This window comes from Lonsdalea iberica (genome assembly GCF_002111585.1).
GTDB lineage: Bacteria > Pseudomonadota > Gammaproteobacteria > Enterobacterales > Enterobacteriaceae > Lonsdalea > Lonsdalea iberica.
Window position 1 is genome coordinate 1 of sequence record NZ_LUTP01000003.1, and the last position, 16,262, is coordinate 16,262.

Below are 16,262 nucleotides of genomic sequence, written 5' to 3' on the forward strand. Positions count from 1 at the left end.
GCCGTTTGCGAAATACGAGACGATGAGCCTGTCTTCCTGCGCTTTTAACCCTATGGGCGCAGAGTGTATGAAGACAGGCTCCAGACAAATCAACTGAATTAGAAACAGATAAGGAATAGACCATGTCAGAACGTTTGAATAATGACGTGGATCCGATCGAAACGCGTGACTGGCTGCAGGCGATCGAATCGGTTATCCGTGAAGAAGGTGTTGAGCGCGCGCAGTTCCTGATTGATCAGGTTCTGGGCGAAGCACGTAAAGGCGGCGTGAAAACCGCTGCCGGCAGCGCAAGCAGCAGTTACATCAACAGCATCGCCGTTGAAGACGAACCTGCCTATCCGGGCAACCTTGATCTGGAGCGCCGTATTCGTTCAACGATCCGTTGGAATGCGGTTATGACCGTACTGCGCGCTTCTAAGAAAGATTTGGAACTGGGCGGCCACATGGCGTCCTACCAGTCCTCCGCCACCTTCTATGAAGTGTGCTTCAACCACTTCTTCCGCGCACGCAACGCGCAGGACGGCGGCGACCTGGTTTACTTCCAGGGACACATCTCCCCGGGCGTTTACGCCCGCGCATTTGTCGAAGGTCGCCTCACTGAAGAGCAGATGAACAACTTCCGTCAGGAAGTACACGGCCATGGTCTGTCTTCTTATCCGCACCCGAAACTGATGCCTGAATTCTGGCAGTTCCCGACCGTTTCCATGGGGCTGGGCCCGATCGGTGCGATCTACCAGGCTAAGTTCCTGAAATACCTGGAACACCGTGGTCTGAAAGATACCTCTAAACAGACCGTCTACGCCTTCCTGGGCGACGGGGAGATGGATGAGCCGGAATCCAAAGGCGCCATCACCATCGCGACCCGTGAAAAACTGGACAACCTGGTCTTCGTCATCAACTGCAACCTGCAGCGTCTGGACGGACCGGTTACCGGTAACGGTAAGATCATCAACGAGCTGGAAGGCGTGTTTGGCGGCGCTGGCTGGGAAGTGATCAAGGTTATCTGGGGCGGGCGCTGGGACGAGCTGCTGCGTAAAGACACCAGCGGTAAGTTGATTCAGTTGATGAACGAAACCGTGGATGGCGACTACCAGACCTTCAAATCGAAAAACGGCGCCTACGTGCGTGAGCATTTCTTCGGTAAATATCCGGAAACCGCGGAGCTGGTCAAAGACTGGACCGACGATGAAATCTGGGCGCTGAACCGTGGCGGCCACGATCCGAAGAAAGTCTATGCCGCACTGAAAAAAGCGCAGGACACCAAAGGCAAACCGATCGTCATTCTGGCGCATACCATCAAGGGTTACGGGATGGGTGATGCGGCGGAAGGCAAAAACATCGCTCACCAGGTCAAGAAGATCAACATGGAAGGCGTTCGCTACTTCCGCGATCGTTTCAACGTGCCGGTCAAAGACGAAGAGCTGGAAAAACTGCCTCTGCTGAGCTTTGATAAAGATTCCGAAGAGTACAAATACCTGCACGAACGTCGTCAGGCGCTGGAAGGCTATGTGCCGTCTCGTCAGCCTAACTTCAGCGGTTCTCTGGATCTGCCGACGCTGGAAGACTTTGGTCCCTTGCTGGAAGAGCAAAACAAAGAGATTTCCACCACCATCGCTTTCGTTCGTGCCTTGAACGTGATGCTGAAGAACAAGTCGATCAAAGATCGCTTGGTGCCGATTATCGCGGATGAAGCGCGTACTTTCGGTATGGAAGGTCTGTTCCGTCAGATTGGTATTTACAGCCCGAACGGTCAGCAGTACACGCCGCAGGACCGCGAGCAGGTGGCGTACTACAAAGAAGACGAGAAAGGTCAGATTCTGCAGGAAGGGATCAACGAACTGGGCGCGGGCGCGTCCTGGCTGGCGGCGGCAACGTCATACAGCACCAACGATCTGCCGATGATCCCGTTCTACATCTACTACTCCATGTTCGGGTTCCAGCGTATCGGCGACTTGTGCTGGGCTGCGGGCGACCAGCAGGCGCGCGGCTTCCTGATTGGGGGCACCTCTGGTCGTACGACGCTGAACGGCGAAGGTTTGCAGCATGAAGACGGCCACAGCCACATTCAGTCTCTGACTATCCCGAACTGTATCTCCTACGATCCGGCTTTCGCCTACGAAGTCGCTGTCATCATGCATGACGGTCTGCACCGTATGTACGGCGAAGCGCAGGAGAACGTTTATTATTACATTACGACGCTGAACGAAAACTACCACATGCCGGCGATGCCGCAGGGCGCCGAAGAAGGCATCCGCAAAGGTATCTACAAGCTGGAAACGGTGGAAGGCAGCAAAGGCAAGGTACAGCTGTTGGGCTCCGGCTCGATTCTGCGCCACGTCCGCGAAGCCGCAGTGATCCTATCCCAGGACTACGGTATCGGCTCCGACGTCTACAGCGTGACCTCCTTCACCGAACTGGCGCGCGACGGTCAGGACTGCGAACGTTGGAACATGTTGCACCCGGCCGAAACGCCGCGCGTACCGTACATCGCTCAGGTGATGAGCGAAGCGCCTGCCGTCGCGTCTACCGACTACATGAAGCTGTTCGCCGAGCAGGTACGTACTTACATCCCGGCCAGCGACTACCGCGTTCTGGGTACGGACGGCTTCGGTCGCTCCGACAGCCGTGAGAACCTGCGTCACCACTTCGAAGTGGATGCGTCTTACGTGGTGGTTGCCGCACTGGGCGAACTGGCTAAACGCGGCGAAGTTGAAGCGTCTGTTGTGGCTGAAGCCATTAAGAAATTCAACATCGACCCTGATAAAGTTAACCCGCGTCTGGCATAAGAGGGCAAGATTACATGGCTATCGAAATCAATGTTCCGGATATCGGTTCGGACGAAGTTGAAGTCACCGAAGTGATGGTGAACGTCGGCGACACTGTTGAAGCTGAACAGTCGCTGATTACGGTGGAAGGCGATAAGGCCTCCATGGAAGTGCCTTCCCCTCAGGCGGGCGTGGTGAAAGAAATCAAGATTGCCGTCGGCGACAAAGTCTCCACCGGTTCTCTGATCATGGTATTTGATTCGGCAGACAGCGCGGCGGAAGCGCCGGCAGCCGCACAGCCGGAAGCGGCACCCGCGGCTCCGGCTGCGGCCAGCGCGGTGAAAGACGTCGACGTGCCGGACATCGGCGGCGACGAAGTCGAAGTCACCGAAGTGATGGTGAATGTCGGCGACAGCGTTGAAGCAGAGCAGTCTTTGATCACCGTTGAAGGCGACAAAGCCTCTATGGAAGTCCCGGCACCGTTCGCGGGCGTGGTGAAAGAGATCAAGATCGCCACGGGCGACAAAGTGAAAACCGGCTCCCTGATCATGGTGTTTGAAGTGGCAGGCGCCGCGCCAGCCGCACAGGCCAGCCAGCCGGCTGCCGCTCCGGCCGCAGCTAGCACCGGTTCTGCCGCGAAAGACGTCAACGTGCCGGATATCGGCGGCGACGAAGTGGAAGTCACCGAAGTGATGGTCAGCGTCGGCGACAACGTCACGGCAGAGCAGTCTCTGATCACCGTGGAAGGCGACAAGGCTTCCATGGAGGTGCCGGCGCCGTTCGCGGGCACGGTTAAAGAGATCAAGATCGCCACGGGCGACAAGGTGAAAACCGGCTCCCTGATCATGGTGTTTGAAGTCGAAGGCGCAGCCCCGGCTGCGGCACCGGCAGCGAAAACCGAAGCGAGCGCCGCGCCTGCTCCAGCTAAAGCTGCGCCGGCCGCGGCCAGCTCCAGCGCGAAGGGCGAGTTTGCTGAGAATGACGCTTACGTGCACGCGACCCCGGTCATCCGTCGTCTTGCGCGCGAGTTCGGCGTCAATCTGGCGAAGGTGAAAGGAACCGGTCGCAAAGGCCGTATCCTGCGCGAAGACGTACAGGCTTACGTAAAAGACGCGGTCAAACGCGCAGAATCCGCTCCGGCGGCGGGTGCGGCGGGCGGTTCTCTGCCGGGTCTGCTGCCTTGGCCGAAGGTCGACTTCAGCAAATTCGGCGAAGTCGAAGAAGTGGAACTGGGTCGTATTCAGAAGATCTCCGGCGCCAACCTGCATCGCAACTGGGTGATGATCCCGCACGTGACGCAGTTTGACGAAGCGGATATCACCGAAGTCGAAGCGTTCCGCAAACAGCAGAACGTGGAAGCCGAGAAGAAGAAACTGGACGTGAAGATCACGCCTGTCGTGTTCATCATGAAAGCCGTCGCGAAAGCGCTGGAAGAGTTCCCACGTTTCAACAGCTCGCTGTCTGAAGATGGTCAGCGCCTGACGCTGAAAAAATACATCAACGTCGGCGTTGCGGTTGATACGCCGAACGGTCTGGTGGTTCCGGTATTCCGCGATGTGAACAAGAAAGGCATCGTTGAACTGTCTCGCGAGCTGATGGAGATCTCCAAAAAGCCCGCGCCGGTAAGCTGACGGCTTCCGACATGCAGGGGGGATGCTTCACCATTTCCAGCCTGGGCGGCCTTGGCACTACGGCGTTCACGCCGATCGTCAACGCACCGGAAGTGGCTATCCTCGGCGTCTCCAAATCGGCCACCAAGCCGGTATGGAACGGCAAAGAGTTCGCGCCGCGCCTGATGCTGCCACTGTCTCTGTCATTCGACCACCGTGTTATCGACGGTGCGGACGGCGCGCGTTTCATCAGCTTCATCAACAATGTGATGTCTGATATCCGTCGTCTGGTGATGTAATCGCCGGGGCCGGCCTGCGGGCCGGTCTTTTGGCTAACGTCGACGCCGCGGCGGCAGGCTGCTCGCCGTGGCATGTTTGAGACGCAGATCCCCCTGGCTCGCCTTGCAGAGCGTTAACAACTCTGTAAACTCAATGTCAGTGTGGGGCGTCCCGGTGGATGACGGACGTACTGATCCATAACAACCACGTCTGACCGCCGGACAAACAAAACAAGAGGTCATGATGAGTACTGAAATTAAAGCCCAGGTGGTGGTGCTTGGCGCGGGCCCTGCAGGTTATTCTGCGGCGTTCCGTTGCGCGGACTTAGGTCTGGACACCGTACTGGTAGAACGCTATTCCACGTTGGGCGGGGTTTGCCTCAACGTCGGATGTATCCCTTCCAAAGCTTTACTGCACGTTGCAAAAGTCATCGAAGAAGCTAAGGCCCTTGCCACGCACGGTATCGTGTTCGGCGAACCTCAGACCGACATCGACAAGATTCGTTCCTGGAAAGAAAAAGTCATCAACCAGCTGACCGGCGGTCTGGCAGGCATGGCGAAAGGCCGTAAAGTTAAAGTGGTCAACGGTCTGGGTAAATTCACCGGCGCGAACACGCTGGTCGTTGAAGGCGAAGGCGGCAATACCACCATCAACTTCGATAACGCGATCATTGCTGCGGGCTCCCGTCCGATCCAGCTTCCGTTTATTCCGCATGAAGATCCGCGTGTATGGGACTCCACCGATGCGCTGGAGCTGAAAACCGTACCGGAACGCATGCTGATCATGGGCGGCGGTATCATCGGTCTGGAAATGGGGACCGTCTACCACGCGCTGGGTTCCAAGATCGACGTCGTCGAAATGTTCGATCAGGTGATCCCGGCCGCTGATAAAGACGTCGTGAAGACCTTCACCAAGCGCATCAGCAACAAGTTCGGCCTGATGCTGGAAACTAAAGTGACGGCGGTAGAAGCCAAAGAAGACGGCATCTACGTCACGATGGAAGGTAAAAACGCGCCGGCAGAACCGCAGTGCTATGACGCAGTACTGGTCGCTATCGGCCGCGTGCCGAACGGCAAATTTTTGGATGCCGGTCAGGCTGGCATTGAAGTTGACGATCGCGGCTTTATCCACGTCGATAAACAAATGCGCACCAACGTGCCGCACATCTACGCTATCGGCGATGTCGTCGGTCAGCCGATGCTGGCGCACAAAGGCGTGCACGAAGGTCACGTGGCTGCAGAAGTCATCGCCGGCAAGAAACACTACTTCGATCCGAAAGTGATCCCGTCCATTGCCTATACCGAACCGGAAGTGGCGTGGGTCGGTCTGACCGAGAAAGAAGCGAAAGAGAAGGGCATCAGCTACGAAACAGCGATCTTCCCTTGGGCGGCGTCAGGCCGCGCTATCGCTTCCGACTGCGCGGACGGCATGACTAAGCTGATCTTCGAGAAAGAGAGCCATCGCATCATTGGTGGGGCGATCGTCGGGACCAACGGCGGCGAACTGCTGGGCGAAATCGGTCTGGCCATCGAAATGGGCTGCGACGCGGAAGATATCGCGCTGACGATCCATGCGCACCCGACGCTGCACGAATCTATCGGGCTGGCGGCGGAAGTGTACGAAGGCAGCATCACCGACCTGCCGAACCCGAAAGCAAAGAAAAAATAAGCTGAAGGCGAGTGTACGCAGGCGCAAATAAGCGCTTGCGTATCATGACAGGTTCAAAAAATCCGGGGCAGCCGCCGCCGGATTTTTTTTCGTGTGACGATCGATGACGGAAGGGGAACGTCTGTCCGTAGGCGCTAACTCAGCAGCAGCGTCAATAGCGTTCGCGGGTTACCTGGCTGTTGCAACCGACAGTGGGCGAGCACTTTATCGCAGTCCAGATGCGGCAGCGGCTGCCGCAATCGTTCTCAGCGTCGCCGTATTGTGGTATCCCTGCGCATAGAGTCGGGGGCCGCTGGCCACACTGTTTTCCCCCTGTCATCACGACGCTGATGACATACGCCGTGAGAAAATCTTTCTCCGTCGCAGTGGGGATTTCCGCCGCCCGCGCGTAAGCGCGGGCAGGATCACCGTGCTGGGATGGTCGCGCAAGGCGGGGGGAACGTCATCGAAGTCCAACGCATGTCCGGCGTAGCCGAGCCTCAGGCTGTGCGACAGTCTGTCGTTATTGCGTAAGACCTGTTTCACGTCAACCAGTCCCTTATCCATTACCGCGTCTTCCGAGACGGGCAGCCCCAAGGCAACGAAATCGATCGCTCCTCGACGCGCGGCGTACTGGTGGTGTTGAGTTCAGCTAATGCAGGGGGGGTGTCTGCAGAGATAAGGATCATAGGCAGCCAGACACCGAGAGGAAAAAGGGCTTTTGATCTGCCGTGGCGACGGGATGTCGTCGTATAACCACGCGCCATAAGCCAGGTAGCGATGCTATATGCCGATGGCGTATGGCTAAAAACGCTCTTTGATTTGCCCCGGCGTGACGCCGAAAGTGCGGCGCAGCGCGGTGGTGAAGTTGGCCGAACTGTTGTACCCGGCGAGGCTGGCCGCCTGAGAAATCGCCATGCCGTCGCGTTGCAGCGCTAGCATGGCGCGCCGCAGTCGACAGGTGCGCAGGTATTCGAAGACGGTGATGTTAAAGGTGTGGCGGAAATGGCGTTGAAGCGTGCTGGCGCTCATGTTGACGCACTTGGCGATTTCGTCCATCGAGAGCTGGTCTGCTTCCCCGCTTTCCAGCATGTCGCGAACTTGCTGAATACGGTGATGGTTGCGCAGGTCGATGCCGTCTCGGTGCTTCGCCTGACTTTTAGCGGTCAGCGAACTCAGGGCCTCAATAATCAGCAACATGCACTGACTCTCCAGATAGAGCCGCTGCAGCGGGGTGTTGCAGCTGGGGGAATTGAGGATCTGCAACGCGATGGCCTGCGCCTGCCGGGACGGCATCCAGAGATGAGTGGCGAGATGGGTTTGCGAGAAGTCGTAGATGGCCTGCCAATCGCTGACGCTGTCGAGCAAATTTCCGTAAAGCCACTCCTGGCTGAAGGTTAGCGATACCGTGCGCTCATGCTCGTCACGTTTGCCGAGGCGACTGAAACGCGTGGGTTCGGTGAGCGAAATAAGCGAAGCGGGCTGTACGTTGCCCAGATGCAGCATTTGCTCGCCGTAGGTCACATGCGCGATGCCGTTGACGACAATCGCCAGCTTGAGCGCGCCGTTCAGGAGCGTCTGGGTCTTCATATTGGTCAGATTTACCACATCCGCAGTGTGGAGGATCAAATCGCGGTTAAGTTGAGTGACGTTAAATTCGCCAAACAGCAGCGGCGTATTGTCTATACCGGCCGGCGTCAGAAAGCGATAATCTCTGGTAATCAATCTCGAACTTTGAACAATATGATTTTTAAATATATTTTTCGACTCTGGTACTTTATTGTCCATGTTTTCCTTTCCTTTTGTCTGGCTATCCGTTGCCATTTCGATGTTTTCGCAAAACATTTTGCCGTTTGCACAAACCTCGCGTTAGAAAACAAATGTAACAATGATCGTGCCAAAAGGGTAACGCAAACGATTATCAGTGATGCTTTCTTACTGACGGTTCATTTTTCGCGCAGGTCATTTCGTTTCGCGCGGTTCGTTGCTTTCCATTGCGTAAGATGATGGAAGGGAATGTCCCCGTCTGTCAGCAGCAGCCGTCTTTCCCAATGATAAAGATATAGGGCGATTTACATGACCAAACACCCAACCCGCCACTATCTGGCGACGCTGATAGGGTTGGCTTGCTCCACCTTGTCCGGCCTGACATGGGCTGAGACAGCCGAAACGTTGAACACAATCACCGCCGCAGGGGCGAACGCGATCAACACCAGGGAACCGATCGCGACGACGAAAGCCCCGATATCCACCGAGACTTCAGCCGCCAACACCAGGGATCAGGGCCAAAGCGCGGAGAATGCGGATACGATGATTGTGACTGCCGCAGAGCAGACTCGTCAGGCGCCAGGTGTTTCCACCATTACGGCGGAAGATATCAGTAAAAGGCCGCCGGCGAATGATGTGTCGGAGCTTATCCGTACCATGCCAGGGGTGAATCTGTCAGGAAACTCGACCAGCGGTCAACGCGGCAACAACCGGCAGATTGATATTCGCGGCATGGGGCCGGAAAACACGTTGATTTTGGTGGACGGCAAGCCCATATCGAGCCGTAACGCGGTGCGCTACGGTTGGCGTGGAGAGCGCGATACCCGCGGCGACACCAACTGGGTGCCTGCGGACATGGTCGAACGGATCGACGTGCTGCGCGGTCCGGCCGCGGCCCGCTATGGCAACGGCGCGGCGGGCGGGGTGGTGAATATCATCACCAAACAGCCGACGAAAGAGTGGCACGGTACCTGGAACGCTTATATGAATATGCCCGTGCATAAAGCGGAAGGGGCGACCAAGCGTACCGACTTTAGTCTGATGGGCGGTCTGACTGATAACCTCAGCCTGCGTCTCTACGGTAATTTCAATAAAACTCAGGCCGACGCCTGGGGCATCAACCAGGGTCACCAGTCGGAGAGAACCGGCGCCTACGCCAGTTCGCTGCCCGCCGGACGTGAAGGGGTCCGTAACAAGGACATCAACGGTGCGCTGCGCTGGGACATTACCGCACAGCAGTCGCTGGAGTTCGAAGTGGGATCGAGCCGTCAGGGCAATATCTACTCCGGCGATACGCAAAATACCAACAGCAACAGCTATGTGGTCGACAATTACGGCAAAGAGACTAACCGGATGTACCGCCAGAACTATGCGGTGACTCACCGGGGTTACTGGGATAGCGGCATCAGCACTATGTCTTATCTGCAGTACGAACGTACCCAAAACACCCGTATCACGGAAGGACTGGCGGGCGGCACGGAGGGCATTTTCTCCAGCGCCAATGACTATGGCACGACCAAGCTGGATACGGTGACCGCCCACAACGAGGTCAATATTCCGTTTGACGTGCTGTTCAGCCAAACCGCCACGGTGGGCGTCGAGTGGTCGGGACAAAAAATGAAAGACCCGACGTCGACGTCGCAGGCGCTGTCGGGCGGCACGATTGACGGTTATGCCGTTGGTCCGCGCAGCGGCAAGATGTCGGCGCGTATCGCCTCCGTATTTGCGGAAGATAATATCGAGCTGACGCCCAGCACCATGTTAACGCCGGCGCTGCGGTTCGATCACCACAGCATCGCGGGCGGCAACTGGAGTCCCGGCCTTAATCTCTCGCAGGAGCTAGGCGACGACTTCACGCTGAAATTGGGCATCGCCCGCGCGTACAAAGCGCCAAACCTTTACCAGCTCAACCCGAACTATCTGCTGTATAGCCGCGGACAAGGTTGCTACGTCAGCGGGACCAACGGCTGCTATCTGTTGGGGAACGACGCCTTAAAGGCGGAAACCAGCATCAACAAAGAAATCGGGCTGGAGTTTCATCGTGACGGCTATCAGGCGGGGCTGACTTATTTCCGCAATGACTATCGCAACAAGATTGAATCGGGTATGTCCCCAATGGGGATGAGCACCAATGGCAGCACCTACATTTTCCAGTGGGAAAACGTACCCAAGGCGGTGGTGGAAGGGTTGGAAGGCTCGCTGAATATTCCGGTGTCGGATACGGTCATTTGGAACAACAACCTGACGTGGATGTTGCGCTCGGAAAATAAAACCACCGGGGATTACCTCTCCATCACGCCGCAATATACGCTAAATTCATCAGTGAGCTGGCAGGCGACCGACAAGCTGTCGTTACTGGCTAATTTAACCTGGTATGGGCGTCAAAAGCCGAAGAAATATAACTATAAAGGCGAGGCGGTCAGCGGCTCCGAGCTGACGCAGGTCAGCCCGTATTCGGTCGTCGGCCTGAGCGGGACTTACAAGTTCAATAAGAATGTGAGCCTGACCGCAGGTGTGGATAACTTGTTCGACAAGCGTCAGTTCCGTGCGGGCAACGCGCAGTCAGTGAGGAACCTGACCACCAATGTCGTCACCATTACCGGCGCCGGCGCGGCCACGTTCAATGAGCCGGGCAGAACCTTCTTTATGGGGATTAACACCAGTTTCTAAGGTGTTGCGAGCGGGAATGGCGTACCCAATCCGCTCTGCAACAAGGTCGCCGCCTGATGGGAAGGATCCCGTTCGGGCGCGACGTCGGTTACACAGGAGGCAGGGTGTATCAATTGCTCAATACCAGGGACGATATCGTTGAGTCTGCGGCGCGTGGCCATTATCGCGTAATGACGTGGAGCCCCGACGGCGGGGCGGTGCCCCCGGATGAGGGGTGGCCGGTGATTTACCTGCTGGATGGCGCCAAATATTTCTCCATGGCGGCGTCCGTGATGGCGTCGCTTAGCCGTCCTCGCTGCGGTATTACGCCGGGGATTGTGGTCGGCATCGATTATGTCGGCACCTCGCGCCGCGATAGGGACTACCGTCCTGCGGTGGTGGACCGCGTGCTGGAGCCTAATCCCCAAGGCGGCTACTATCCGGCCGGGATGGAGGGCGATGCAGCCGGATTTCGCCGCTTTCTCATTGCTGAGTTAAAGCCGATGATTGCGGCCCGCTACCCCATCGATCTGCAACGCGAAGCGCTGTTCGGCCACTCCTACGGGGGATTGTTTTCCCTGGATACGCTGTTCTGGGCGCGCGAAAGCTTTCAGCATTATTACGCCTGTAGTCCGTCGGTCTGGTGGAATGGCGAGTACATATTGCGTCAGGCGGCCTCGCTTAATCTGCAAAACCCCACCGTCTCGCCGGTGAGTCTGATGTTGAGCGTCGGCGAATATGAGCAGTCACTGGAGCCATGGGAGAGGGAATTACCCTCCGGGCAACGGGAGCTGTTGCTTGAGCATCGTCGGCGGCGCAGAATGGTCGACGGCATACGCGAACTGGCGATGGTGTTGAAAAATCGCGCGCCGGAGGTGGACGTCTTCCTGCAAACCTATCCCGGACAGTCGCACCAGTCCGTTCCATTTTTGGCGGTGCATACCGCCTTACGCCACCATTTCCAGCCATCCTGACCCATTGCCGTTCGCCCCGTGCCGCCCGCGGGCAGTTTACAGGGGCGCAACGGCAGGGGTTTTATATAAATCATTGATATAAAACGAATCATGCTTATCCTTTTCGTGAGCGGATGGTGCATTTCTGCACACCCATGTTATTCTGCTGACGTGAAAGCGTGAGCGATCAAACTACGATAATTCCACCGCGATCGCGGTTAAATGCGCCAAATGTTGCTATTATGTGAACGAAATAACCCGTGAGTGAACAAACCCAAATAGGCTGACGACGCTGAGCCGGGCACGCGAAATCTTGCTTCCACACGCCGATCTCCAGGCATGAGGATAACCATGGGCACAACGTGCGCGGGTATAACGAAGAAGATAATGAGAGCGAGGAAAATGTCGTGCTAGAAGACTATCGTAAGCACGTAGCCGAGCGGGCTGCGCAAGGGATCGTCCCCAAGCCGTTAGAGGCTTCCCAAATGGCGGGTTTGGTGGATTTGTTGAAACAGCCGCCTGCCGGAGACGAGGAGTTTCTGGTCGATTTGCTGGTCAACCGCGTGCCGCCGGGGGTAGATGAGGCCGCCTACGTCAAGGCCGGTTTCCTCGCGGCGATCACCACCGGTGAGGCGACGTCCCCATTGATTTCCCCCGAAAAAGCCGTCGAGCTGCTGGGCACCATGCAGGGCGGTTACAACATTCACCCGTTGATCAACGCACTGGATAATGGGGCTTTGGCCCCCATCGCGGCCAAAGCCTTGTCGCACACGCTGTTAATGTTCGACAACTTCTATGACGTGGAAGAGAAAGCCAAGGCGGGCAATCCCCATGCGCAGCAGGTGTTGCAGGCCTGGGCGGACGCGGACTGGTTCCTTTCCCGCCCCGCGCTGGCTGAAAAAATCACCGTGACCGTATTCAAAGTGACTGGCGAAACCAACACCGACGACCTGTCGCCAGCGCCGGACGCGTGGTCGCGCCCGGATATTCCACTGCATGCGTTGGCGATGCTGAAAAACGCCCGCGAAGGGATTGAACCGGATCAGCCGGGCGTGGTCGGTCCGATTGCTCAGATCGACGCTCTAAATAAGAAAGGGTTCCCGTTAGCCTATGTCGGCGACGTCGTAGGGACGGGGTCTTCGCGCAAATCCGCCACCAACTCGGTGCTGTGGTTCATGGGCGACGACATTCCCTATGTGCCGAACAAACGCGGCGGCGGCGTGGTGCTGGGCGGGAAAATCGCCCCTATCTTCTTCAACACGATGGAGGATGCGGGCGCGTTGCCGGTCGAAGTCGATGTCTCCAACTTAAACATGGGCGACGTCATTGATATCTACCCGTACAAAGGTGAGGTGCGCCGCCACGACGATGACGAACTGCTGGCGACCTTTGAGCTGAAAACCGACGTGCTGCTGGATGAAGTGCGCGCCGGCGGCCGTATTCCGCTGATCATCGGTCGCGGACTGACCACGAAAGCCCGCGAAGCGCTCGGACTGCCGCACAGCGATGTTTTCCGTATCGCCAAAGATGTCGCCGACAGCGACAAGGGATTCTCGCTGGCTCAGAAGATGGTTGGGCGGGCCTGCGGCGTGGTGGGTATTCGTCCCGGACAGTACTGCGAGCCAAAGATGACCTCCGTTGGATCGCAGGATACCACCGGCCCGATGACTCGCGATGAGCTAAAGGACCTCGCCTGCCTCGGCTTCTCCGCCGATTTGGTGATGCAGTCGTTCTGCCATACCGCTGCGTACCCGAAACCGGTGGACGTGCAGACGCATCACTCGTTGCCGGATTTCATCATGAACCGCGGCGGCGTTTCGCTGCGTCCGGGCGACGGCATTATTCACTCCTGGCTCAATCGCATGTTGCTGCCGGATACGGTCGGCACTGGCGGCGACTCGCACACCCGTTTTCCGATTGGCATTTCCTTCCCGGCAGGTTCTGGTCTGGTGGCATTTGCCGCCGCGACGGGGGTGATGCCGCTGGATATGCCGGAGTCCGTGCTGGTGCGCTTTAAGGGCCAGATGCAGCCGGGCATTACGCTGCGCGATCTGGTCCACGCCATCCCGTATTACGCAATTCAGCAGGGGCTGCTGACCGTTGAGAAGAAAGGCAAAAAGAACATTTTCTCCGGCCGGATTCTGGAGATCGAAGGGCTGCCGGAGCTGAAAGTAGAGCAGGCGTTCGAACTGGCTGACGCCTCGGCGGAGCGGTCGGCGGCCGGTTGCACCATCAAGTTGGATCAGGCACCGATCGTCGAGTATCTCAACTCCAACATCGTGCTGCTGAAATGGATGATCTCGGAAGGCTATGGCGATCGCCGTACGCTGGAACGCCGCGTTCAGGGGATGGAAAAATGGCTGGCGGATCCGCAGCTGTTGGAAGCGGATAAGGATGCCGAGTACGCCGCGGTTATCGAGATCGATCTGGCCGACGTCACCGAGCCGATCCTGTGCGCGCCGAACGATCCGGACGATGCTCGGCTGCTGTCTTCCGTGGCGAACAGCAAAATCGACGAGGTGTTCATCGGTTCCTGTATGACCAACATCGGGCACTTCCGCGCCGCCGGCAAGCTGCTGGAGCAGCATAAAGGCCAGCTGCCAACGCGCCTGTGGATGGCGCCGCCGACTAAAATGGACGCGGCTCAACTGACGGAAGAGGGCTATTACAGCGTCTTTGGCAAGAGTGGTGCTAGGGTAGAAATTCCAGGGTGCTCGCTGTGTATGGGGAACCAGGCCCGCGTGGCGGACGGCGCGACGGTGGTCTCCACCTCCACGCGTAACTTCCCGAACCGCCTGGGCGACGGCGCCGACGTCTATCTGGCCTCCGCCGAAATGGCGGCGATCGCCGCCTTGTTGGGACGCTTGCCGACGCCGGAGGAGTATCAGACTTACATGGCGCAGGTCGACAAAACGGCGCTGGATACCTATCGCTATCTCAACTTTGATCAACTGTCTCAGTACACGGAAAAAGCGGATGGGGTGATCTTCCAAACCGCCGTGTAATTCGCGGATGTAAAATCGCGATGTAAGCGCTATAGTGCGCGTCGCATAAGGGGCCTCGGCCCCTTTCGTCATCATGGGCCGCCGTTGCCAGCGCATAACCCTGTATGAACAAGAGACGGACGCTTTCCTCAGCGTCGGTCGGGTATAGGCCAGAACGTGGTTGAAAAGCAGGGATGGCGGAGCAGCGGCGCGAACGGTGATGATGACGCGGATAACAAGCTTATTCACAGGAGCGACGGGATGGACTATGAATTTTTGCGGGATGTCACCGGGGTGGTCATCGTGCGTATGTCGATGGGACATGAGGCGGTAGGGCACTGGCTGAATGAGGAAGTCAACGGTCAGCTGTCGGTGCTGGATGAGGTAGAAGCCGGGGCGCGCTCGGTGGTCGGCAGCGAACGTCAGTGGCAGTTGCAGGGCCATGAATACTCCCTGCTGCTGGATGAAGAAGAGGTCATCATCCGCGCTAATCAGCTCTCGTTAACCTGCGATGAAATGGAAGAGGGAATGAGCTACTACGATGAAGAGAGCCTGTCTCTGTGCGGGCTGGTGGATTTCCTCGCGCTTCTTACGAAATACCGGCAATTTATCCAAACGCGGTAAATCACGCGTTGCACTCACTCCTCTCATCTCTTGATCCCGTGGGGAGCCTGTCTGAGCGCTCCCTCCCTCCGCGTACGTTAACGCATGCTGGCCGCCATCGCAGCGACGTTATGGCTGAAGGCCGCCGTGTAGGTGGCTGCCGGACCCGTCGCGTCCGTCAGCGCTTCCGGATACAGTTCGCCGCCCGGCTCCGCGCCGCTGGCATTGGCGATCTGTTTCACCAGACGGGGATCGGTCTGGTTTTCGATAAAGTAGCTCTTCACGTGCGTTTGCTTGATCTGAGTGATTAGCGCGGCCACTCCTTTGCTACTGGCCTCCGCTTCGGTCGAATAGCCCAGCGGCGCCAGGAATTTCACACCATAGGCCGCGGCGAAGTAACCGAAGGCGTCGTGACTGGTGAGCACCCTGCGTTTATCTTGCGGGATGGCGGCGAAGATCTTTCTGGCGTTGTCGTCCAGCTGTTGCAGCTGCTGGATATAGCGCTCGCCGCGCTGGCGATACTCTTGCGTGTTGTCCGGATCGGCCTTAATCAGCGCATTCAGGATGTTGCGCGCATAGATGATCCCGTTCGCCATGCTGTTCCAGGCATGAGGATCGGTGGCCGTTTTTCCCTCTTCGACCATAGTCAACGGCGCGACGCCCTGTGACGCGGTTATCACCTCGCCCTTGTAGCCGGAAGCGGTGATGAGGCGGTCGAGCCAGCCTTCCAGTCCCAGTCCGCTAACGAAGACCAGATCCGCCTTCGCCAGCGTTTTGCTGTCTTTCGGTGATGGCTCGAATTCATGCGGGTCGCCGTTCGGTCCCACCAAATCGGTGACGTGTACATGTTCGCCGCCTACCTGCTTGACCATATCTCCCAACACGGAAAAGCTTGCGACGACGTCAAGATTTTTCGCCATCGTCAACGGACTCATCAGAAAGCTGGACAGCACTATTATTAACGTTGAACGTTTCAATTGTTTTCCCCTCGTGTATGACGCAGTC

Annotated in this window: 9 protein-coding genes and 1 pseudogene; 7 read left to right on the forward strand and 3 right to left on the reverse strand. The window is 57.5% G+C overall.

The window, feature by feature from the left end; genetic code table 11:
- Nucleotides 1-122 precede the first annotated feature (122 nt).
- The 3 genes and pseudogenes from aceE (at nucleotide 123) to lpdA (ending at nucleotide 6,322) form a co-directional block, all read left to right on the forward strand.
- On the forward strand, nucleotides 123-2,786 hold the full coding sequence (aceE, locus tag AU511_RS01455; RefSeq protein ID WP_094108542.1) for a pyruvate dehydrogenase (acetyl-transferring), homodimeric type: 2,664 nt from the start codon (nucleotides 123-125) through the stop codon (nucleotides 2,784-2,786).
- A gap of 14 nt (nucleotides 2,787-2,800) precedes the next feature.
- Nucleotides 2,801-4,674, forward strand: a pseudogene (aceF, locus tag AU511_RS01460) (pyruvate dehydrogenase complex dihydrolipoyllysine-residue acetyltransferase).
- A 223-nt stretch (nucleotides 4,675-4,897) separates the two neighbouring features.
- Nucleotides 4,898-6,322 carry a dihydrolipoyl dehydrogenase gene (gene lpdA, locus AU511_RS01465; protein ID WP_094108543.1) on the forward strand — a complete coding sequence of 475 codons (1,425 nt, stop codon included), beginning with the start codon at nucleotides 4,898-4,900 and terminating at the stop codon, nucleotides 6,320-6,322.
- Nucleotides 6,323-6,640: 318 nt separating this feature from the next.
- Here the strand turns inward: lpdA and AU511_RS17165 are convergent, their stop codons facing one another.
- Both AU511_RS17165 and AU511_RS01470 read right to left on the reverse strand, forming a co-directional pair.
- A complete protein-coding gene (locus AU511_RS17165; RefSeq protein ID WP_139829349.1) occupies nucleotides 6,641-6,868 on the reverse strand; it encodes an MmgE/PrpD family protein in 228 nt (75 codons plus the stop codon).
- A gap of 237 nt (nucleotides 6,869-7,105) precedes the next feature.
- Nucleotides 7,106-8,089: a helix-turn-helix transcriptional regulator gene (locus tag AU511_RS01470; protein WP_094108544.1), complete on the reverse strand. Its 984-nt coding sequence runs from the start codon at nucleotides 8,087-8,089 to the stop codon at nucleotides 7,106-7,108.
- 288 nt (nucleotides 8,090-8,377) lie between these two features.
- On the opposite strand from AU511_RS01470, the gene AU511_RS01475 reads away from it, so the two are divergent.
- The 4 genes from AU511_RS01475 (at nucleotide 8,378) to yacL (ending at nucleotide 15,278) form a co-directional block, all read left to right on the forward strand.
- Nucleotides 8,378-10,738 (forward strand): TonB-dependent siderophore receptor, encoded by a 2,361-nt coding sequence (locus AU511_RS01475; protein ID WP_094108545.1) that lies wholly within the window; start codon nucleotides 8,378-8,380, stop codon nucleotides 10,736-10,738.
- Between the two features lie 104 nt (nucleotides 10,739-10,842).
- Nucleotides 10,843-11,691: an alpha/beta hydrolase gene (locus tag AU511_RS01480; protein ID WP_094108546.1), complete on the forward strand. Its 849-nt coding sequence runs from the start codon at nucleotides 10,843-10,845 to the stop codon at nucleotides 11,689-11,691.
- Nucleotides 11,692-12,077: 386 nt separating this feature from the next.
- A complete protein-coding gene (acnB, locus tag AU511_RS01485) occupies nucleotides 12,078-14,675 on the forward strand; it encodes a bifunctional aconitate hydratase 2/2-methylisocitrate dehydratase (protein WP_094108616.1) in 2,598 nt (865 codons plus the stop codon).
- 240 nt (nucleotides 14,676-14,915) lie between these two features.
- A complete protein-coding gene (gene yacL, locus AU511_RS01490) occupies nucleotides 14,916-15,278 on the forward strand; it encodes a protein YacL (protein WP_094100817.1) in 363 nt (120 codons plus the stop codon).
- 77 nt (nucleotides 15,279-15,355) lie between these two features.
- On the opposite strand, the gene AU511_RS01495 is transcribed toward yacL, so the two are convergent.
- Nucleotides 15,356-16,234: a metal ABC transporter substrate-binding protein gene (locus AU511_RS01495; protein ID WP_094108547.1), complete on the reverse strand. Its 879-nt coding sequence runs from the start codon at nucleotides 16,232-16,234 to the stop codon at nucleotides 15,356-15,358.
- Nucleotides 16,235-16,262: the final 28 nt, after the last annotated feature.

Coding starts and splice junctions, on each gene's coding strand:
- yacL (WP_094100817.1), top strand. CDS start 14,916: ATGGACTATGAATTTTTGCGGGATGTCACCGGGGTGGTCATCGTGCGT.
- AU511_RS17165 (WP_139829349.1), bottom strand. CDS start 6,868: ATGGATAAGGGACTGGTTGACGTGAAACAGGTCTTACGCAATAACGAC.
- AU511_RS01470 (WP_094108544.1), bottom strand. CDS start 8,089: ATGGACAATAAAGTACCAGAGTCGAAAAATATATTTAAAAATCATATT.
- lpdA (WP_094108543.1), top strand. CDS start 4,898: ATGAGTACTGAAATTAAAGCCCAGGTGGTGGTGCTTGGCGCGGGCCCT.
- aceE (WP_094108542.1), top strand. CDS start 123: ATGTCAGAACGTTTGAATAATGACGTGGATCCGATCGAAACGCGTGAC.
- AU511_RS01475 (WP_094108545.1), top strand. CDS start 8,378: ATGACCAAACACCCAACCCGCCACTATCTGGCGACGCTGATAGGGTTG.